22 protein-coding genes are annotated in these 20992 nt (G+C 46.6%); 8 read left to right on the top strand and 14 right to left on the bottom strand.

What is annotated here, in order from left to right; translation table 11 throughout:
- The first annotated feature begins 14 nt into the window (after positions 1–14).
- Genes E4T80_RS05050 through rfaC form a run of 3 tightly spaced genes read left to right on the top strand, consistent with a single transcriptional unit; the run spans position 15 to position 2412 of the window.
- Complete coding sequence (locus E4T80_RS05050; RefSeq protein WP_047977716.1) at positions 15–413, top strand: MliC family protein; 399 nt, start codon at positions 15–17, stop codon at positions 411–413.
- Between the two features lie 8 nt (positions 414–421).
- Positions 422–1462: a lipopolysaccharide heptosyltransferase II gene (gene waaF / locus E4T80_RS05045; protein ID WP_135055659.1), complete on the top strand. Its 1041-nt coding sequence runs from the start codon at positions 422–424 to the stop codon at positions 1460–1462.
- On the top strand, positions 1459–2412 hold the full coding sequence (rfaC, locus tag E4T80_RS05040) for a lipopolysaccharide heptosyltransferase RfaC (protein ID WP_135055656.1): 954 nt from the start codon (positions 1459–1461) through the stop codon (positions 2410–2412). The genes waaF and rfaC overlap by 4 nt, the downstream gene beginning before the upstream one ends.
- An 18-nt stretch (positions 2413–2430) precedes the next feature.
- Here rfaC and yidD read toward each other — a convergent pair whose 3' ends face one another.
- From yidD to E4T80_RS05020, 4 genes are all read right to left on the bottom strand, one after another.
- A complete protein-coding gene (gene yidD / locus E4T80_RS05035; protein ID WP_135055694.1) occupies positions 2431–2667 on the bottom strand; it encodes a membrane protein insertion efficiency factor YidD in 237 nt (78 codons plus the stop codon).
- 26 nt (positions 2668–2693) lie between these two features.
- Positions 2694–3023, bottom strand: coding sequence for a ribonuclease P protein component (gene rnpA / locus E4T80_RS05030; protein WP_265588422.1), 330 nt, complete (start codon positions 3021–3023; stop codon positions 2694–2696).
- A gap of 54 nt (positions 3024–3077) precedes the next feature.
- Positions 3078–3212 (bottom strand): 50S ribosomal protein L34, encoded by a 135-nt coding sequence (gene rpmH, locus E4T80_RS05025; RefSeq protein WP_005599701.1) that lies wholly within the window; start codon positions 3210–3212, stop codon positions 3078–3080.
- A 99-nt stretch (positions 3213–3311) separates the two neighbouring features.
- Positions 3312–3740 (bottom strand): EamA family transporter, encoded by a 429-nt coding sequence (locus E4T80_RS05020; RefSeq protein ID WP_135055650.1) that lies wholly within the window; start codon positions 3738–3740, stop codon positions 3312–3314.
- 124 nt (positions 3741–3864) lie between these two features.
- On the opposite strand from E4T80_RS05020, the gene nhaA reads away from it, so the two are divergent.
- Both nhaA and E4T80_RS05010 read left to right on the top strand, forming a co-directional pair.
- Complete coding sequence (gene nhaA / locus E4T80_RS05015; protein ID WP_135055647.1) at positions 3865–5052, top strand: Na+/H+ antiporter NhaA; 1188 nt, start codon at positions 3865–3867, stop codon at positions 5050–5052.
- A 465-nt stretch (positions 5053–5517) separates the two neighbouring features.
- Entirely contained in the window at positions 5518–7293 is a 1776-nt protein-coding gene (locus E4T80_RS05010; RefSeq protein ID WP_135055644.1) for an AMP-dependent synthetase/ligase, read from the top strand.
- Between the two features lie 167 nt (positions 7294–7460).
- On the opposite strand, the gene gnd is transcribed toward E4T80_RS05010, so the two are convergent.
- The 10 genes from gnd to malE all read right to left on the bottom strand — a co-directional run bounded on the left by gnd (position 7461) and on the right by malE (position 17197).
- Positions 7461–8915 (bottom strand): decarboxylating NADP(+)-dependent phosphogluconate dehydrogenase, encoded by a 1455-nt coding sequence (gene gnd / locus E4T80_RS05005; RefSeq protein WP_135055641.1) that lies wholly within the window; start codon positions 8913–8915, stop codon positions 7461–7463.
- 94 nt (positions 8916–9009) lie between these two features.
- A complete protein-coding gene (locus tag E4T80_RS05000) occupies positions 9010–9354 on the bottom strand; it encodes a hypothetical protein (protein ID WP_135055638.1) in 345 nt (114 codons plus the stop codon).
- A gap of 30 nt (positions 9355–9384) precedes the next feature.
- Positions 9385–9687 (bottom strand): nucleotidyltransferase family protein, encoded by a 303-nt coding sequence (locus E4T80_RS04995; protein WP_135055635.1) that lies wholly within the window; start codon positions 9685–9687, stop codon positions 9385–9387.
- Positions 9684–10085 carry a nucleotidyltransferase substrate binding protein gene (locus E4T80_RS04990; RefSeq protein WP_135055632.1) on the bottom strand — a complete coding sequence of 134 codons (402 nt, stop codon included), beginning with the start codon at positions 10083–10085 and terminating at the stop codon, positions 9684–9686. Before E4T80_RS04990 ends, E4T80_RS04995 begins: the two co-directional genes overlap by 4 nt.
- A 97-nt stretch (positions 10086–10182) precedes the next feature.
- Positions 10183–10797, bottom strand: coding sequence for a glutathione S-transferase (locus E4T80_RS04985; protein WP_135055629.1), 615 nt, complete (start codon positions 10795–10797; stop codon positions 10183–10185).
- Between the two features lie 49 nt (positions 10798–10846).
- Positions 10847–11200, bottom strand: coding sequence for a DUF1304 domain-containing protein (locus E4T80_RS04980; protein ID WP_135055626.1), 354 nt, complete (start codon positions 11198–11200; stop codon positions 10847–10849).
- A gap of 84 nt (positions 11201–11284) precedes the next feature.
- Positions 11285–13300, bottom strand: coding sequence for a 4-alpha-glucanotransferase (malQ, locus tag E4T80_RS04975; protein WP_135055623.1), 2016 nt, complete (start codon positions 13298–13300; stop codon positions 11285–11287).
- A gap of 56 nt (positions 13301–13356) precedes the next feature.
- The gene (malG, locus tag E4T80_RS04970; protein WP_135055620.1) at positions 13357–14247 is read right to left on the bottom strand and encodes a maltose ABC transporter permease MalG; all 891 of its coding nucleotides are present in this window, start codon (positions 14245–14247) and stop codon (positions 13357–13359) included.
- Between the two features lie 59 nt (positions 14248–14306).
- The gene (gene malF, locus E4T80_RS04965) at positions 14307–15854 is read right to left on the bottom strand and encodes a maltose ABC transporter permease MalF (RefSeq protein WP_135055617.1); all 1548 of its coding nucleotides are present in this window, start codon (positions 15852–15854) and stop codon (positions 14307–14309) included.
- 158 nt (positions 15855–16012) lie between these two features.
- Positions 16013–17197, bottom strand: a complete 1185-nt coding sequence (malE, locus tag E4T80_RS04960) for a maltose/maltodextrin ABC transporter substrate-binding protein MalE (protein ID WP_047977229.1) — start codon at positions 17195–17197, stop codon at positions 16013–16015.
- 319 nt (positions 17198–17516) lie between these two features.
- On the opposite strand from malE, the gene malK reads away from it, so the two are divergent.
- The 3 genes from malK (at position 17517) to E4T80_RS04945 (ending at position 20990) form a co-directional block, all read left to right on the top strand.
- Positions 17517–18656, top strand: coding sequence for a maltose/maltodextrin ABC transporter ATP-binding protein MalK (gene malK, locus E4T80_RS04955; protein ID WP_047977230.1), 1140 nt, complete (start codon positions 17517–17519; stop codon positions 18654–18656).
- A 109-nt stretch (positions 18657–18765) separates the two neighbouring features.
- Positions 18766–20043 (top strand): maltoporin, encoded by a 1278-nt coding sequence (locus E4T80_RS04950; RefSeq protein WP_135055614.1) that lies wholly within the window; start codon positions 18766–18768, stop codon positions 20041–20043.
- A 116-nt stretch (positions 20044–20159) separates the two neighbouring features.
- Entirely contained in the window at positions 20160–20990 is an 831-nt protein-coding gene (locus E4T80_RS04945) for a MalM family protein (RefSeq protein ID WP_135055611.1), read from the top strand.
- Positions 20991–20992: the final 2 nt, after the last annotated feature.

Genomic DNA, 20992 nt, shown 5'->3' with positions numbered 1-20992 from the left:
ATCAAGGACAACGAATGAAATTTACCCGGAAAATTAACCTTATTCTCTGCACCTCACTGATAGCCCTGTTGAGCGGCTGCACCCTGCCCGGAATGTCGCCGATTGCTCAAATTGACTCTGCACAGCATCAGTTTATTTTACCGCCGCCCGCTGAAAATCGGCAGATTGTTAAAGAGAGAACGGCATTAAATTACCAGTGCAAAAATCAGCAACGTGTCCGTATTCAGCCGCTTAATAAGAAAACGATCAATGTAACTTTCGGGCATACCACCTACAAGCTCTCCTCAACCGTTACTAAAAATCACAAGCGATACAGTAATATCCGCTGGATTTGGACGGAAGATTTCAAGGGAACAGGCACATTGAAAAATAATCGCCAAAAAGTGTTGGCGGAAGGCTGCGTGCGAAAATAGGATAGACAATGAATATTTTAGTGATTGGCCCGTCTTGGGTGGGCGATATGATGATGTCGCACGCCCTTTATCAACAGCTCAAACGCAATGAACCGGCCTGCCGGATTGATGTAATCGCGCCCGATTGGTGTCGCCCCCTGCTTGAGCGGATGCCGGAGGTGCGAACGGCTCTTTCAATGCCAATCGGGCACGGCAGTTTCCAACTGTGCAAGCGGTATCATTTAGGCAAAAATTTGCGAAATCAATACGATTTGGCGATTGTGCTGCCCAATTCCTTTAAATCCGCCTTTATCCCTTTTTTTGCCGGAATCAAGCAGCGGCGAGGCTGGAAGGGCGAGATGCGTTACGGGCTGCTCAATGATTTACGCCACAATAAAAACGCCTATCCGATGATGGTGCAACGCTATGCGGCATTAGCATTTGAGCGGCATCAAATACCGACCGCCGAGCAACTCCCGATTCACACCCCTTATCTGCAAGTTAGCGATGAAAGTGTTACGCAAACCCAAACGGCGTTTGCCAAACAACTCGCCTATGCCGAACAGCGTGAGGCGATCGGTTTTTGTCCGGGGGCAGAATTTGGCCCCGCCAAGCGTTATCCCCACTATCACTATGCCGCCCTTGCCGAAAAACTGATTGAACAAGGCTATGCGGTGCAATTATTCGGTTCGCAAAAAGATGAAGCAGTCGGCGAACAAATCCGCTCGGCATTGCCGGAAAGCCTGCAACGCTACTGCCTCAATTTAGCCGGACAAACCAACCTCAACCAAGCCGTTGATTTACTTTCCGCCTGTAAAGCAGTGGTCAGCAATGACTCCGGTTTAATGCACATTGCGGCGGCATTGAAACGTCCACTGGTCGCACTCTATGGCCCGACCAGCCCGCAATATACACCGCCACTTGCCGATAATGCGGTCATTATCCGTTTAATTGAGGGGGGATTGATTAAAATCCGCAAAGGCGAAAGCAGCGAAGGCTATCATCAAAGTTTGATTGATATTACGCCGGAGCTGGTATTGGAAAAACTAAACGCCCTGTTAGCCCAATGAAAATCTGCCTTGTCAAAACCTCCTCAATGGGCGATATCATTCACGCCCTACCCGCGCTCACTGATGCTCAACGAGCAATCCCCAATTTACAAGTTGATTGGGTGGTCGAGCCGGCATTTGCTGAAATTCCCCGCTGGCATAGTGCCGTACAAAATGTGATTCCGATTGCTATTCGCCTATGGCGCAAGCACCTGTTTCAACGCCAAACGTGGCGACAATGGTTTGCCTATAAGCAACAATTACAGGCAACCAATTACGATGCAGTGATTGACGCACAAGGCTTACTGAAAAGTGCATTATTTGCCACCCGCTTGGCAAGAGGGCAAAAATTCGGCTACGACAAGCAGAGCTCACGGGAAGGATTAAGCCATTATTGCTACGATCACACCTTTCACATTCCCTATCAGCAACATGCCGTTGAGCGTATCCGCCAACTGTTTGCTGCCGCCCTTGGCTATCGGTTAGCCGAAAAAACGGGCGATTACGGTATCGCTCACCATTTTACAAAAAACCAAGCCGATCAGACCGCTTACCTCATCGCGATTCACGCCACTACCCGCCCCGATAAACATTGGCCGGAAAGCCATTGGCACACGACATTGCAAGCACTTACCAACGAGGGCTGGCATATCCGCTTGCCTTGGGGAAACGAGGCGGAACGGCAACGGGCTGAACGCTTGGCACAAGACAATCCACAAATTCAGGTGTTACCGAAATTAAGCCTGACGGCACTGGCAACGCAGATTGCCCACGCGCAAGCCGTGATTTCAGTCGATACCGGATTGAGCCATTTAGCCGCCGCATTGGATAAACCCAATGTGATTTTATACGGGGCAACCGATCCGAAACTGATCGGCGCTTACGGCAAAAATCAGCATTACCTCACGGCACAGGGAATGGCAAATATCTCGCCCGAACAAGTGTTAGAAAAGTTGGCAGTGCTCGGTTAATCCAAAACAAGCGGTCGGTTAGCGGTCGTTTTTTGTAACAGGTTGATGTGCTTTACAGCACGGGACAGGATCTTCTCCCCCCTCGCTGAGCGGATTACAACGCACAATGCGTTTTAACGTCAACCAACCGCCTTTCACAGCACCGAAGCGCTGAATTGCCTCAACAGCATACTGGGAGCAGCTTGGATAAAAGCGGCAGCGAGACCCAATCAGCGGGCTAATCACATATTGATAAAAGCGAATCAGCCCCAGCATTATTTTCGCAAGCCAACCGGCTGTGGCTATTTTGCTTGACGGGCGAGGCGAATGTGGCGTTGCCATAATTTTTCGAGGGTTGAGAACAGCTCTTGATTGCTCAATTTGCCGATACCGGCTTTGGCGACAAAGACAAAATCACAGGCGGGTAAATCGTGTTGTTTTAAACGAAAACTTTCCCGCACAATCCGTTTAATCCGATTGCGGTCGTGGGCTCTTTTGAGATGTTTTTTCGCCACAGTTAAACCTAAGCGGGCAAATTCTGCTTGGTTTTGACGGGCTAATAGAGTGAGTTGAGGGGTACTGGCACGTTGCGGCTGTTCAAATACCGCCTTAAATTGAAGGGGAGCTAACAAACGCAGCTCCCGAGTAAAAGTGAACTTATTCACAGCACGTTTAGCGCAAAGCAATTATGCAGATAAGCTCTTACGACCTTTAGCACGGCGACGTGCTAATACTTGACGACCGTTTTTAGTTGCCATACGAGCACGGAAACCGTGTGTACGCGCACGTTTTAATACAGAGGGTTGAAATGTACGTTTCATTTGTTATACCTAAAAAATATTAACGTTGGCATTAGCCAAGGGAGAATTATAAAAAGAGTGCGAATTTTAACGGCAAACACCGCAAAGATCAAGGCTAATTTATCGCTTAATCGCAAAAAGCACTACCCCGCCTGTAATCAAGCCGATTCCAAGCCACTCTTGCAAATTGGGGCGTTCACCGAGAAATAACACCGCAAAAATCGTTACCAACACGACGCTGAATTTATCAATCGGCGCAACCTGTGCCGCATTCCCCATCTGTAACGCTTTGAAATACGCTAACCAAGATAACCCGGTTGCCAAGCCGGACAAAATCAAAAATACCCAATGCTTGCCGGTTAATGTGCCGAATGGCTGCCATTTGCCGCTATATGTCAGAAAAGCACACAACGCCACTAAAATCACAAGGGTTCGGATAAAGGTGGCAAAATCGGAATCAATCCCCTGTAATCCGATTTTGGCAAAAATTGCCGTAAACGCGGCAAATACCGCCGATGCCAACGCCCAGTAAAGCCATTCTTGAGACATTTTTCTCCCCCTCTTGAAATGTAGAACGATTTTAAACGGTTATGCTTGATCTTAAAAGCATATTTTGCTAAAAGAATAGTTTGATTTTCAATATGTTATAGCTTATTTTTTACAAGGAGAGCCTATGATTCAATCCGTAAAGAAGTTCTTGCAGTTGGAATCGGCAAGCGGTATTTTACTGCTCGCCTTTGCAACATTGGCTATTTTATTTGCTAATAGCCCGTTGAAAACCCTTTATTTTGATTTTTTAAGTTTGCCGGTAAGTATTCAAATCGGCTTATTCAGTATTCATAAACCCTTGCTGATGTGGGTGAATGACGGCTTTATGGCGGTCTTTTTCATCTTGGTTGGCTTAGAGGTGAAGCGGGAAATGCTGATCGGCGCTATCTCAAGCTACCAGAGGGCGATTTTTCCGGCGATTGGTGCGTTGGGCGGAATGCTCGTGCCGGCGTTAGTGTTTGCCCTGCTCAACCAAGAATCGCCCGAATTTCAGCAAGGCTGGGCAATCCCAATGGCAACGGATATTGCCTTTGCTCTAGGTGTTTTAGCCTTGTTGGGTAAACGTGTGCCGTTTGCCCTGAAAATTTTCCTGCTTGCCCTTGCGATTATTGACGACCTCGGCGCTATCGTGGTGATCGCCATTTTCTTCTCCCACGAATTAAGCACCGCTGCGCTGATTTCCGCCGCCATTGCCATTATTTTATTAGTCATAATGAATCGGCTGAAAGTAACCGCTATCTGTGCTTATATCGTTGTCGGACTTGTGTTATGGGCATCGGTATTAAAATCGGGCGTACACGCCACCCTCGCCGGCGTTATTATCGGCTTCTGCGTCCCGCTGAAAGGCAAGAACGGCGAGAAACCGTTGGAGCAGTTTGAACATATTCTTGCCCCTTGGTGTGCATTCATTATTTTACCGCTCTTTGCTTTCTCAAATGCGGGCGTTTCATTAGCCGGAATGAGCCTCAATACGCTTGCTTCGCCGCTCACCCTAGGGGTAGCATTAGGCTTGCTAATCGGTAAAACAGTCGGGGTTTTCGGCTTTAGCTACTTTGCGGTAAAACTCGGTATCGCCAAACTGTCGGACGGGATCAACTTCAAGCAAATTTTTGCCGTGTCGGTACTATGCGGTATCGGCTTTACAATGTCAATGTTCTTAGCCGGTCTGGCATTTGGCGGCGAAGAAGCGGACGGTAAGTTCATTTCCCTCGCCCGCTTAGGTATTTTAATCGGCTCCGGACTCTCCGCCGTGCTAGGTTATACGCTGCTACGGCTGTTCACTTCGCCGGTAACGCCTTCGTCTAATGCCTAAATAGGCACATACAAGCGGTCGGTTTAGCGAAATAATTTGCAATAATACCGCCGTTGCCCAAACCGATATTTCTTGCTATTTATCGGGTTGCCTTTTTCTTATCGAACGGACGCTATGCCCGCGTCCGTTGCACAATTCCCCAATATTATGTAGCAGTTGCACAAAGTTGTTTTTTTCACTTGTAGGGACACACTGCGTGTGTCCGGATTTTAACCTATTGAAATAATTTGATTTTTATAAAGGACACACGCAGTGTGTCCCTAATTCTGTTAAAATGTCTATTTTTGTGCATTTGCTACATAATACCGCAATCCCCTCAAAAACCGACCGCTTGTTGCTTTCAGCTCTCATTTGATACACTCTTTTCTCGTTTCAGCTTACAACTGTTCATATTTTTATAGATTTTTTCTTCTCAAAGCATTATATTAGCGAACATTTGTAAGCTGAAATAATAAGGGACACAAAATGGCATCGTTAGCATTGCATTTTGTCAATCGAGTGCGTGAGCAGGCACAAAAACTGGCTCAGCGTACCGCATTAAAATTTATCGAAAACGGGCGATGGCAAGAAATGAGCTGGCAACATTTCCAGCAACAAATCGACCGCCTCTCTTATGCACTACTCGCACAACACATTGATATTCAAGATAAAATTGGTGTTTTTGCCCACAATATGCCCCGTTGGACGATCACCGATATCGGCGCAATGCAAATTCGAGCAGTCGCCGTACCGATTTATGCCACCAACACCGCCAAACAACTGCAATATATTATCAATGATGCGGACATTAAAATCCTGTTTGTCGGCGATCAAGAGCAATTTGACCTCGCAATCGAAATAGCGCACAACTGTTCACAATTAACCAAAATTGTGGCGATGAAATCGGATATTGCACTGAACCAACACCCCCTTGCGTGCCATTGGGACGATTTCATCAACGTTGCGCCGCAGCCGCAGTTGCTCGCACAACGTTTAGCCGACAAACAACTGTCCGATCTCTTCACCTTGATTTACACATCCGGCACGACAGGCGAGCCAAAAGGGGTAATGCTGGATTACGCCAACCTTTCCCACCAGCTCCAAGCCCACGATTTAGCCCTACCCAATGTCGATGAAAATGATGTCTCCCTCTCTTTTCTGCCGTTTTCGCACATTTTCGAGCGAGCGTGGATTGCTTATGTTTTCCACCGTGGCGCAGTAAATTGCTACTTGGAAGACACCAACCAAGTTCGCCAGGCCCTTGAGCAAACCCAACCGACCTTGATGTGTGCCGTCCCTCGTCTTTACGAAAAAATCTACACGGCGGTATGGGATAAAGTGCAAAAAGCCCCGCTTCATCGCCGTGCATTGTTTCACTGGGCGGTGAAAGTGGGTGAGCGCTATTTCCGTGCTTCATCGCCGTCCCCTTGGCTGAAATGGCAGCACCGTTTAGCCGATAAACTGGTACTCTCAAAATTGCGGGCTTTGCTCGGCGGACGTATCCGAATGATGCCTTGTGGCGGGGCGAAACTTGAACCGTCTATTGCGCTCTTTTTCCACAGCATCGGCGTGAATGTGAAATTAGGCTACGGAATGACGGAAACCACAGCGACCATTTCCTGCTGGGCAGAAAACCATTTCAACCCGCACTCTATCGGCACGCCAATGCCGAATTTAGAGGTCAAAATCAGTGCCGAGAATGAAATTTTAGTTAAAGGCGGCTCGGTTATGCGCGGCTACTATAAAAAACCGCAGGAAACCGCCCAAGCCTTTACCGAAGACGGTTTTCTCAAAACCGGCGATGCCGGCGAAATGGATGCCGAGGGCAATCTTTATATCACCGATCGGATTAAAGAGCTGATGAAAACCTCTAACGGCAAATATATTGCACCGCAATACATTGAGGGCAAGCTGGCGAAAGACAAATTTATCGAGCAAATTGCAGTTATTGCCGATGCCAAGAAATATGTCTCCGCACTGATTGTGCCGTGTTTTGACAGCCTTGAAGATTACGCCAGACAGTTAAATATTAAATATCAGGATCGTTTGGAGCTAATCAGACATTCCGATATTATTCAGATGTTTGAAAAGCGGATCAACGAATTGCAAAAAGAGCTTGCCGGCTTTGAGCAGATCAAAAAGTTCACCCTATTGCCGCAAGCGTTCAGCACCAAAATGGAGGAAATCACCCCAACGCTTAAACTGCGGCGCAAAGTGATCTTGGAACGCTACCGCACGCAAATTGAGGCGATGTATTCTTAATACAAGCGGTCAGATCCGCCCGATTTTTTACACGGCTGTCGAAGTCGCACTGCTAAAATAGATTAGGCTTGATGTGATGACGGACGTAGCAGCGTCCGTCTGATTGATACAATATAAGAAAAATAAAAGGGATTGAACGCCATTCAATCCCTTTTCGTTTCGCCTAATTAGACATCATACGTCGTTGAAGCGGTATTGCCGCCGCGCCCTGTCCAGTTGGTATGGAAAAACTCGCCGCGCGGTTTATCGGTACGTTCGTAGGTGTGCGCCCCGAAATAATCCCGCTGTGCTTGCAGCAGATTTGCCGGCAAACGGGCTGACGTGTAGCCGTCTAAGAAGGTAATCGCCGATGCCATACACGGCATTGGAATACCGACTTCAATCGATTTTGCCACCACTTTACGCCAATCACTTAATGCATTTTCGAGAATAGTTTTGAAATAATCGTCCGAACCTAAGAAAATCAGATCCGGATTTGCCTCGTAAGCATCACGAATATTGCCTAAGAAGCGGCTGCGGATAATACACCCTTCACGCCATAATAACGCCGTTGCGCCGTAGTTGATATTCCAACCGAAGTTTTCAGAGGCTTCACGAATTAACATAAAACCTTGTGCGTAAGAGATAATTTTTGAGGCGAGTAAGGCTTTGCGTACCGCTTCAATCCAAACGGCTTTATCGCCTTCCACTTTGCCAATCGTTTTACCGAACAATTTCTCCGCCGCTACACGTTGATCTTTGAAAGAAGAGACGCAACGGGCGAATACGGACTCGGTAATTAGGGTAAGCGGAATACCGAAGTCTAACGCATTGATCCCCGTCCATTTACCCGTACCTTTTTGACCAGCGGTGTCGAGAATTTTTTCAACAAGCGGTGTGCCGTCTTCATCTTTGTAGCCTAAAATATCCGTTGTAATATCAATCAGATAGCTATCCAGTTCGGTTTGCTTCCACTCGGCAAAAATGGCTTGCATTTCATCATAGCTTAACCCTAAGCCGTCTTTTAAGAACTGGTAGGCTTCACAAATAAGCTGCATATCGCCATACTCAATGCCGTTATGCACCATTTTAACGAAATGTCCCGCCCCTTCTTTGCCGACCCAGTCGCAGCACGGCTCGCCTTTATCGGTTTTGGCAGAGATCGCCTGTAAAATCGGCTTCACATATTGCCACGCTTCTTCGTTACCGCCCGGCATAATGGACGGCCCGTGTCTTGCGCCTTCTTCCCCGCCTGACACGCCCGAACCGATAAAGCGAATGCCTTTTTCCGCCAACGCTTTCACACGGCGATTGGTATCCGGATAGTTGGAATTACCGCCGTCAATGATAATATCGCCCTGTTCTAAGTGTGGCAGTAACGCTTCGATAAATTGATCGACCACCTCACCGGCACGCACCATTAACATTACTTTGCGGGGTTTTTCCAATTTGTCAGCCAAATCCGCCAACGAATATGCCCCGATAATGTTCATCCCCTTCGCCGCGCCCGCTAAGAACTCGTCCACTTTCGCTGTGGTACGGTTATATGCAATAACCTTAAATCCGTGGTCGTTCATATTCAAAATTAAATTTTGACCCATTACGGCTAAACCGATGACGCCAATATCGCCTTTTTGTAACATTTTTTGCTCCTATTTTGTTTTTTAATTTTTCAATTATTGATATTTTTACTATTCAAATTATTCTCTTTTCTATATTTCTATTTTGTATTGTACTTTAATGACTTCCAAAAATAAGTTTTAAAACCGTAAAGCCTAGTATTAGTAGAATTAACGAAGCTAATACCATATAGATACCACTTAAATAAGAAGATATGGGACGACCCATTAAGGTTTTAGGTTTAAAACAAAGCAGTAATAGGGAGAGCAAAAATAATGCTATTTCAACATAAAAGAACAACAAAAGCGCCATTATTGCTGCGGGATCATCACTAAACCAGATCAATGTTAAATTAGCAATATATATTATACGCTCTTCCCCTTCCGGAGAGAGCAATATGAAAACGACTAAGCTGACCAAAGTCGATAATATAGAAATATGGGTTAATTTATTTTCTGTCATCTAAATCAAACATTGCATATATGCAAACAGTTATCCCTGCAACACTACATACTGTTTACAAATAATCTCCCTAAACCGACCGCTTGTGGTTGCCCAATCGACAATATCCACTTTCCACGGCAGATCCGATTCCGAAAACGCCTCGCTTAAATTGGCTAATGTGGCTAAATTTAACGGTTGCTCGCTTATAATCACCAAGTCTAAATCCGAGTAGGGTTTAGCGGTATTTTTCACTCTCGAACCAAATGCCCAAACAGTATATTGGGGAATTTCCCGTTGTAAAATCTCTTTAACGATCGCCAAATGTTCGGGCTGAATAGCCAGTTTACTCATTTTGTTTGTGCGTTTAATGTTATTTGTAAAAATTGCACTTCAGCGAGAAATTTCGGTATGCCTTGTACAACTGTAAGAGCCGTTGCTTCATCATAAGTATGACTAGTACGGCTACGCATTTCCCGATATTGTTTCCAATCCGTCCAATTTCCCTGTAATAGCCCATATTCATTGGCACTACGAATTAAATCTTGAAAGCTAATTGTATCGTAATAATCGGGATTGGGCGAAATAGCCATCAGATAGCGTTTCAACATCTTATGACTTAATTCATAAGTAAATTCAAAACGTTGAATTAAACCGTCTCGAATTTGAATATCGCTCACATCTTGCAAATAACGGGCTAATCCCTCATCTAAACGGAAAATAGCATTCTCTAACGGCGTAAAATCCAACATTTTGATTTCCTTCTAAAGTATCGGCAAATCCAATCTTTCTCACCCGTGCACTCAACTGCGAGCTAGACCAAAATAGTTAAATGGGCATTATAGTCAATCATCGCTTTGCCGCCAGCCACTCGGCGAGGGTTGTCAAACCGAGCAAGCGTTGCTGATACCTTAACGATGCCGGGCTAAAGTAATGTTGCAAGCCGTAGGTTTCAATCCGCAGCGCAACGGGAACGAAAAACGCATCTACCGCCGTAAAACGGTCGCCCGCCAAGTAGTCTCCGCCAAATCGGGTAAGCCCTTGCTGCCAAAGTGTGTCCAATCTTGCCAGTTCCGCAGCCAGTTCGGGCGTAATATCCGCTAATTCTACCCGATCAAGCGGTCGGAAATCACAAATATTTCGCAAATGTTCAAATCCGGCGTGCATTTCCGCACACGCCGAGCGAGACCACGCCCGTGCCTGCCAATCCTGCGCCCAAATATGCGGGTAATGTTCGGCGATAAATTCAACAATCGCAAGGCTGTCCCAAATAATCTGATCTTGATAATGCAGAACGGGAATTTTGGCGGTGGGCGAAAAGGTAAGAAATTGCGTGCGTTGGGCGGCTTTGTCATCAAGGTAAGCAACATTGATCTGCTCAAACGGAATACCGCATTGTTTCAATAAAATCCAAACCCGTAGCGACCACGAGGATTTCGGGGGATTAACATAAAGTTTCAACATTGTTGCTCCTTTTGCAAAAACGGCTGATGATCCGACCGCTTGTCAGCGTTCAACACGCCCACAGATGGGTGATGAACGCCAGCACCGCCGGCAAGCCTTGTTTGAATAAAATGCTGCGATTGGCGGTGAACGCACCGTAAACAGCCGCGATAATAACGCAAATAAGAAAGAAATCAATCACGAGAGGTTGCTGAATCCAGAGTGAAAACACCAGCCCTGCGCCTAGAAAACCGTTGTACAAGCCTTGATTGGCAAACAGTGTGCGGATTTTCGGGTTGGCAAGATCACTGTCATTAAGGCGGAAAATCCGCCGTGCCGCCGCACTATCAAGGGCAAACATTTCCAAATAGAGAATGTAAAAATGCTCTGCAGCGACTAAAACGGTTAAAATATCAGCTAACATACAATGCTCCGAGAAACTGTCTTGAGCATTGTACGTTAATTTTGCCCGAACGGACAATAACAGATGGGGATAATCGAATGCCGGTTAGCCTTTGCGTTTCTGTTCAATCTCGGCGAGCAGGGTTTGAATAGCAGGATCGGCAAAGATGTCCGCTGTGGTTTTGCTTAATTTACGCCGCCAATTCGGGTACTCGGTGCTTGTGCCGGGGATATTGACCGGCTCAAGCATATTCAGCCAATCTTCCGGCTGCGTGCCGAACAAGGCACTGTTAGTCGCCGCCACATAGCTTTGTAATTGGTGGTTGAAGGTTTGGCTGACATTGTCGCTGTCGGCTTCTAATGGCTGCCCCGATTGCTCAACGGCACGGCGAATATCCGCCTTATTGTGCCGGCGTGTCCGCTTTAAGATTTCTAGCACCTTTTCATTTGGGTACACGCCGAATTTTTGCCCCAATTCAAAATCATAACCTTGCCAGTAGCCTTTGACGGTCGGTAAATCGTGGGTACTTAGGGTCGTCATTGCTGAATAAGGATAATGCGCCAACGGTTTGCTGCCGTGTTGATCGTACTCAAAATAGAAAATGTTGTAAGCCAAAATACCTTTTGCCGCAAGGCTTTCCAGCATTCCTTTCGGCACTGTGCCTAACGCTTCGGCGATAATCAAACACCGATGGCGTTGGCTCTCTAATGCCAAAATCGAGAGCAAATCTTCCAGCGGATATTGCACATAAGCGCCGTTCTTGGCACTTTCGCCTTTCGCCACCCACCACATTCGAACAAAACCGAGAATGTGGTCGATACGTAATGCGCCGCAGTGTTTCATATTGGCACGCAGTAAATCAATAAAAGGTTGATAGCCTCTCGCTTGCAATACTTCAGGGTGCATCGGCGAAAGCCCCCAATTTTGCCCCTGCGGTGCCATAATATCCGGCGGTGCGCCGACCGAAGCGCCTAAAACGTAGAGATCTTTATCCGCCCACGTTTCAGCACCGTTATCCGCCACGCCAACCGCCAGATCCCGATAAAACCCGATCGGCATATTGAGCTGTTGCGCGGTATCATTACAGGCTTTGAGTTGCTGCTCGGCAATAAATTGCAGCCACATATAGAAACGGACTAAATCCGCCTGCTCCGTTTGAAATTTTGCTACGCAAGCGGTGCGATAATCCTGATATTCTGCAAACCAGCAATTCCAGCCCCATTGTTCGCTAAATTGCTCGCTCAACCATTGATGCAAGGCATCAAACGTGCCTTGAATTTTCAAGGTTTCGCCATTGTCGGCAATAAAACGCTCAAATTCAGATTGGGGCTGCTGGTTGAATTGTTGATAGGCAAAACGCAAGCCGGTGAGCTTCAACCGCATAACCTGTTCATAATCCACATAGTCGCTGACTCTCGCGGCTTGTAATTGCTGCTGAACCTCGGCGGAGTGAAACCACTGCTGTGCCGCATCACTTTGTTGGAAGGCATCAACTTGATTCACATCAATATAAATAATGTTTTGCCAGAGGCGAGAAGAGGGGCTGTACGGGCTTGCCCCTGCCGGATTTGCCGGAAAAAGCGAGTGAATCGGGTTTAAACCGACAAAATCACCGCCTTTTTCAGCAATTTTGGTGAGAAACTGTTGCAGATCGCCAAAATCGCCAATCCCCCAATTCTGCTCGGAACGCAGGGTGTAGAGCTGTAAAATTGCTCCCCATAATTTCTGTTTTTGCTGCAATTCGGCGGGCTGAAATGCCGTTTTAGGCGTAACGATAAGCCGACATTGAGCGCTATGTCCAGATAATGTCAGTTGGTGATAGCCTAACGGGAGATCACAGGGCAATTCAATACTATTACGCTTAATTTTGCCGCAGAGCTGTTCGCCGTTTTCAAGGCTAAGTTGGTAATGTCCGTGGATTTTGCGGGTACGATCCGCCACAAACAACGGGATAAACACCGGTTCGCCCTGTTTGACCACCTTCACAAGCGGTAAGATCCGGCGACTTTTTGGCAAACCGAGCAAAGCACTGATATTTTGGTAAACCTTTGGATCAGCATAAACTCGGCGACCGTGTTCATCAACAAAATAACGATACAGAAAAGGGTGAGTATATTTCATTCTAATGTCCTATTTCGCTTAAAGCGGGTAAACTGAATGTCCGCCCGTCCGTGTAACTAACCTTTCACACCGCCGGCGGTTAAACCGCCCACTAACCAGCGTTGCGCAATAATGAAGACCAACGTAATCGGGATTGCCGACAGAATAGCGGCAGCGGCGAAGTCGCCCCATAAGTAATTTTGCGGGTGCAGATATTGCTGCATTCCCACCGCTAAGGTGTAATTGCTCACATCACGCAGCAAGAGCGAGGCAACCGGCACTTCAATAATCGCTGAGATAAAGGCGAGGATAAATACCACCGCTAAAATCGGCACGGATAACGGCAATAAAATTAAGCGGAAAGTTTGCCACGGGCTTGCGCCGTCTAGGGCAGCGGCTTCTTCGAGGGATTTGTCGATCGTTTCAAAGTAGCCTTTGATCGTCCAAACGTGCATTGCAATCCCGCCTAGGTAAGCGAAAATCACCCCGCCGTGGGTATTCAACCCTAAAAACGGCACATAATTCCCTAAGCGGTCGAACAAGGCATAGAGGGCGACCAGCGATAACACCGCCGGAAACATTTGGAAAATCAACATACTTTGCAGCAACATTGATTTACCGGCAAACCGCAGGCGGGCAAAGGCATAAGCAGCAGTGGTGGACAGTGAAAGGGTAATAATTGCCGTTACCCCCGCAACTTTCACCGAGTTCCATAGCCACAATAGTACCGGAAACGGCGGTGGCATAACACTGCCGTCGGCATTGGTTACGCTAAAGCCAAGTGCCAATTTCCAGTGTTCGAGCGAAATTTGGCTGGGGATAATTTCCCCTAACGCTAAGTTACCGGGACGCAGGGATATGCCTAAAATCATCAGTAACGGAAACATAATCAGCGCACAAAAGCCGATCAGAAAAAGATGAGTGGCAAATAAACGCACTTTCATTGATTTCGGTTGAACAATCGCCATAAGACTTTCCTATTAAAAATGGTTAAGTGGGGCAGGATTTTGCCCCGCTGTCAAAAGGGTTAATCCTGTTGTAACTTGGTTAAACGAATTTGGAATAATGCCAAGCCACTTACGAGTAAGAAGATGATTACCGCAATCGCCGCTGCCAAGCCGAAGTCTTGCGAGCCGCTGCCTTCAAAGGCGATACGGTAGGTATAGCTCACCAATAAATCCGTATGCCCTGCCGGTGTACTCGTGCCGATCATTGCCGGGCGCCCTTGGGTTAAGAGCTGGATCAAGACGAAGTTATTGAAGTTAAACGCAAAGCTGGCAATCATTAGCGGCATCAACGGTTTAATCAACATCGGCATCGTAATTTTGGTGAAATTTTGCCATACGCTTGCACCGTCAATTGCCGAGGCTTCGTAGAGATCTTGCGGGATCGCTTTCAACAAGCCCATACAGACGATCATCATATACGGATAACCCAACCAGGTATTGACGATTAACAACATCATTTTGGCAAGGAAGGGATCGTTAAACCATTCAGGACGAATCCCAAACAGGGTGTCTAAAATCAGGTTAATTTCGCCGAAACTTTGGTTGAATAAACCTTTGAACACCAAAATGGAGATAAAGCCCGGCACAGCATAAGGCAGGATAAGCAATAAACGGTAAGCCGCTTTGCCTTTCAAGGCTTCCCACTGGACTAACGATGCGAAGATCATTCCGAGTAAAGTTGTAAACACCACGGTGAGCAGGGCGAAAATGACCGTCCAGATAAAAATTTGGATAAAGGGTTTCTGCACGCCTTCATCGGTTAAAATTTTGATGAAATTCTGCCAGCCCACCCCGACGGTATAACCCGGCTCCAAGCGTTTGGCACTAAATTGCCCTTGCTCGTCAATTTGTTGAAAAAAACCGATGTCGTTATTCGGCTGATAACGCTCGCCCGTTTCTTGATTGGTTAAAATCTGGGTGGTTTCGTCAAAATGATAGCGGGCGCTCTGCTGCGAAAATTGGCGTAACGAACTCATCGTCAATCTCTCTTCGCTCGGTAACACCACATTGGCATTTTGCAATGCTTGACGGTTTTGGGTGATAACTTTCAACGGGGCAACCGGCAAGCTCGGCAGTTCGGCAACTTCCGCCACCTTGATGTCCGCCGCTAAATCCGACAAGACAAGCGGGTCGGAAAGATAGATTTTTTGCAAATGTGCATTTTGTAATGCCATTTGATGCTGCCCCTGCCCGTTATCCAACAATTTAAAATCGAAACGCTCGCCAGAAAAATAGGTTTGGCTTTTTAATTGGCTAACCACCCGCTCAAACGAAAGCTGATTGGAGCCGCTATAATTGGTAAAGGCAATCACTACCGTGCAAAGTAACGGAAAGACGACAAAAATACCGATTGCCGATACACCGGGGAAAAGATAACGCCAGCGGTAAGCCTTTTGCGAGCTAAACACATAAATGCCGGCGGTTACTAACACGAGCGTAACTAAGGCAAATAGAATTTCACCCTGTAAGTAGATGGTAAACACCAGATAAAAGGCAATTAAATAAAGCAGTCCGACTAAGACGCGTTTCGTCCAAGCGGACGATGAAGGTAAGATTGAGGATTGCATTGTGTTTTCCTTATTTTTATAGGAATCCGAGTATAGATTAAATGCCCGCTTCAAAGAACGGCAAAGGGGATCAACATACCATTAAACTTGAATAAATGTGTCGAAATCCCCCTTAAAATCCCCCTTTAGTCAGGGGGAAACCTTTGTCAAAAAGACCATTATTCTTTTTCGATTTTCGCTTGCGCTTCATCTAACGCCGCTTTTACGCTTTGGCGGCCATTAACCACACTGTCGATTGCTGCTTTTTCAGCATACCAGAAACGGCTCATTTGCGGAATATTCGGCATAATTTCACCGTTTTGTGCGTTTTCCATTGTTGCCGCAATGCGAGGGTCAGCCGCCAGCTTTTCTTGATAGCTCTTCAACGCTACCGCTCCCAACGGCGCATCTTTATTGATCGTCTCTAAACCGGCATCCGTGAGGACGTGATTTTCTAAGAACTCTTTTGCTAAATCTTGGTTCGGGCTGGCTGCATTTACCGCCGCGCTTAATACGCCGACAAACGGCTTACCGGCGTGGCCGTTTAAGGTTGGCAAGACAGCAACACCGTAATTGATACCGCTTTTCTCAATATTTGCCCACGCCCACGGGCCGTTAATCGTCATTGCCGTGTTCCCTTTGTTGAACGAGGCTTCCGCCACAGAATAATCCGTATCGGCGTTAAGCACTTTTTTATTCACTAAATCCGCGACAAATTGCAAGCCTTTTTGTGCCGCTTCGTTGTTCACGCCAATATCTTTCACATCGTAGCCATTAGCGGTTACTTTAAATGCATACGCCCCTTGGGACGAAATCAACGGCCAACTGAAATAGGGTTCGGCTAAGTTCCACATAATCGCACTTTTGCCTTTCGCCTTGAGATCTTTATCTAAGGCTTCCACTTCCTCCCACGTTTTCGGCGGGGTCGGCACTAAATCTTTGTTATAAATAAGCGAAAGAGACTCTAGCGCAATCGGATAGGCAATTTGCTTACCGTTATATTTGGTGGCATTCCAACCAATATCGGAGAGTTTTGCTTTAAAAGCAGCGTCCGGATGAATTTCGGCTAATAAGCCCGCTTGTGCATAACCGCCAAAACGGTCGTGGGCAAAAATGATAATATCCGGGCCATCACCGGTTGCCGCCACTTGCGGGAATAATTCTTCAAGTTTGCCCGGATGCTCAACCAAGACTTTCACCCCCGTTTCGGCTTCAAATGCTTTACCGACTTCCGCCAAACCGTTATAACCTTTATCGGCGCTGATCCACACATTTAATTGCCCTTCGACTAATTTCGCATTGACACCTTGTGCCATCACAAGTCCGGCAAAGACGGCTAACGCTGTATTTGTAAGTTTTCTCATCGGATTTTCCTCATTTTGACGTGATTGGAAGAACGTTTTACGTTCTGAATAATGAAAAATTTCAAGGTTGAGTTCATCATCCCCTTCCCTCCCCCCTCCGCCTAGAATTAGTGATCGACTTCACACTTTAACCGAAAAAACCTCAAAATGAGAGCGAGATCACAAAAAAATGCGCTTAAATTGTGATCTAAATCACAAATCTTCACACAAAATTTTCCATTTAAATTGCCAAAAAATTTTACAAAAGTATGATTTCAAATCCTACTTTGGCGGGTAAGCTAAGCCCAAAACTCAAATTAAATCGAAAAGGATAGTAACTATGGCAGATGTGAGATTAGTGAAAGTCGGAAAATCCTACGGTGATGTGCATATTTCTCGGGATATTAACTTAGAGATAAAAGAGGGCGAATTTGTGGTGTTTGTCGGCCCTTCCGGCTGCGGAAAATCCACCGTGCTCAGAATGATTGCCGGCTTAGAAGAGATCAGCACCGGCGATTTATTCATCGGCGATACCCGAATGAATGATGTCCCGCCGGCAAAACGCAATATCGGAATGGTCTTCCAATCTTACGCCCTCTATCCTCATCTCACCGTGGCGGAAAATATGTCGTTCGGGCTAAAACTGGCAGGGGCGGCGAAAACCGATATCGAACAAAAGGTCAATCAAGTCGCCGAAATTCTGCAACTGGCACATTTACTACAACGTAAACCGAAAGAGCTGTCCGGCGGACAACGCCAACGGGTTGCAATCGGGCGAACGTTGGTTTCCCAACCGGATGTGTTCCTACTGGACGAGCCCTTGTCCAATTTAGATGCAGGGTTACGGGTACAAATGCGGGTCGAAATCTCCAAACTGCACAAAAAACTCGGTCGCACAATGATTTATGTTACCCACGACCAAGTCGAAGCAATGACGCTCGCCGATAAAATAGTGGTATTACAACCGCTCGGAAACAGCACAAAAATTGCAACGAATGTGGCACAAGTCGGCAAACCGCTCGAACTCTATCATTATCCGGCCAACCGCTTTGTTGCGGGCTTTATCGGCTCGCCGAAAATGAATTTCTTACCGGTCAAAGTAATTGATGTCAAAGCGGACGGCGTAAAAATCGAAGTGCCAGATGCGAATAACCTTAATTTCTGGGTACCGGTGGACAGCCAAGGCGTGAAGATCGGCGATAACCTCTCGCTCGGTATCCGCCCGGAACACTTACTGCCAAGCGAGCAGAGCGAAATTAACATCAGCGGCACGGTAAAAGTGGTTGAACAACTGGGTAATGAAACCCAAATTTATGTCGAGCTGCCTGCCATCAAACAGAGCCTTGTCTATCGCCAAAACGATATTGTGCTGGTTGAAGAGGGCGACACAATGGCTATCGGCATCAACCCGAACCGCTGCCACCTTTTCAAAGAAAACGGCAATGCCTGCCGCCGCCTCTTTAAAGAACTCGGCGTATAACCTTTTCATAGTGTAAAACGTCCCCTATTTATTTAAGGTTCATTTATGAAAATAAATGAATAGGGGTTTCTTTACCCAAAATTTTAATAACAGCTAAAGGAGCTTCTCTATGAATATTAACAAAACCCACTTATCCCTCTTAGTTGCCGGCGTTGTTGCTTCCAGCTCGGCCTTTGCTCTCGAATTTCACGGTTATGCCCGTTCGGGGATCGGCTGGACATCCGGTGGCGGTGAGCAATCCGCTTTCACCGTGAACGGCGGCGGGTCAAAATATCGTTTGGGCAATGAATCGGACACATACGCCGAATTTAAACTGGGCAAAGAGCTATATAAAGCGGGCGAAAAATCCATCTATCTGGATTCCAATGTTGCCTACGGTGGTACACTACACAATAACGACTGGACAGCAACCAGCCCTGCTTTGCGTGAATTAAACGTTCAGTTCAAAAATTTCGCCGACAGCCTACCGGGCGCAACGCTTTGGGCTGGTAAACGTTTCTATCAACGCCACGATGTTCATATGAACGACTTCTACTATTGGGACATTTCCGGCCCGGGTGCTGGGATAGAAAATATCGATCTCGGCATTGGTAAACTCTCCCTTGCCGTTACCCGTAATACTGAAGAAGGCGGTGCATTTTCTTACTATTATGATTACAACAAAAAAGCCTACGTTAGCAACCGTGATAGCAAAAAAGAGGTCTATAACGACATTTTCGACGTACGTTTAGCCGGCATTGAATTATGGCAAGACGGATCTCTCAAGCTGGGTTTTGACTACGGCAACGCCCACAAAAAAGATAACAGTCTTTATGCCAACAACAACCCGACCAAAAAAGGCTATTTGGCAACATTGGAATATACCCAAGGTAATTTCTTCGGCGGCTTTAACAAATTGACCGCACAATACGCCAAAGACTCGATGACCTCTTGGAATAACGGACATTCTCAAGGCTCGCTTGACAGCAACCGTGGCAATATGATCCGCCTTATCAATCAAGGTGTCGTGCAAGCCAGCGATAAAATTGAGTTAATGTATGCGTTAATTTACGAAAAAACCAAACTCGACAACAAAGCGGGCAAAACGTGGTATTCCGCCGGTATTCGCCCAATGTATAAATGGACGGACACGATGAGTTCCTTAGTTGAGGTCGGCTATGATCGCATTAAAGATCAAGCGAGCGATAAGAAAAACGATCTGACCAAAATTACCCTTGCACAACAATGGCAAGCCGGCAGCAGCATTTGGGCACGTCCTGCTATTCGGGTATTCGGCACTTATGCAAAATGGAACGATAAATTCAACACAACCGAGCGTACCGATGCAGGCTATAAAGCCAAAGACAGTGAGTTCATCACTGGCGTACAATTCGAGGCTTGGTGGTAATTCTTTCCGATTAGAAATGTTATAAACGGTCAGTTAATGCGGATATTTTGCAACGGTAACATTACCATTTTTCACTCAAAACCGACCGCTTCCCCCCCTTTTTCTTTGGAGGTACAATGAAATTCTCCCGAACGCTACTTTTATCCGCCTTATTGCTCGCGCTGCCCGCTGCTGCCCAGTTTCAACCGACCAAAGCGGAGCTTGCCACTATGCAATGGCGTACAATCTCGCCACCAAGCCACAGTCAAACCCTCGATCTTTTCACACAGCAATTAGCCACAATGCAAGGGGCAAGCGGCGGTGTGATTGGCTATCGGCTACCGGTAAATCAAGAGACGCTTCAGCTTAGCATTACCAGTGAGGTTGTTCAAAATCAATCGGTCTTCGCCCCAAACGTATTGGTCTTAGACAGACAATTTAAACCGGCACTGCACTACCCGTCATCACAATTTCGGTTTGAGCAGGAACAAGGGTTACACCCTGCCCGCTTTATCGGCGAACTCAATCTCACCCCAACGGCAGATCAAACCGCCGTCTATTTACTGATCTACACAACCGACCAAGATAGGCAAGGCAAAACACGGGTAACGCACCCCGCTAAGCTGCTGGCAAAAGCGAAAGGCAATCAACCGCCTGCAATTGCCGATATTGATATTCAACACAGCACGCACGGCAAAATTACCTTAACCCTAAAAGACGGACAAGCCACAAACCAATTTATCGGCTTATTCAGCGATCGCCCTACATCTCAACCGACTATGGAGAAAACGGCAATGCAAATTGCGTCTAAACCGGTTGAACAAAGTACCGAAGATTATTTCAATCACGCCGTTTTAGCGGCTTTAAAAAATCGTGATATTAATAAAGCGATGAATTTAGTCAATGAAGCGGAGAAGCTCGGCTTAACCCAGCCCCGCCAAATTTTTATTCGCCATTTATCCAAATAAGC

This window comes from Muribacter muris, from assembly GCF_004569585.1.
Taxonomy (GTDB): Bacteria; Pseudomonadota; Gammaproteobacteria; order Enterobacterales; family Pasteurellaceae; genus Muribacter; species Muribacter muris.
The sequence above is the reverse complement of the archived record's forward strand: the minus strand, read 5'-3'. Positions and strand labels throughout refer to the sequence as shown.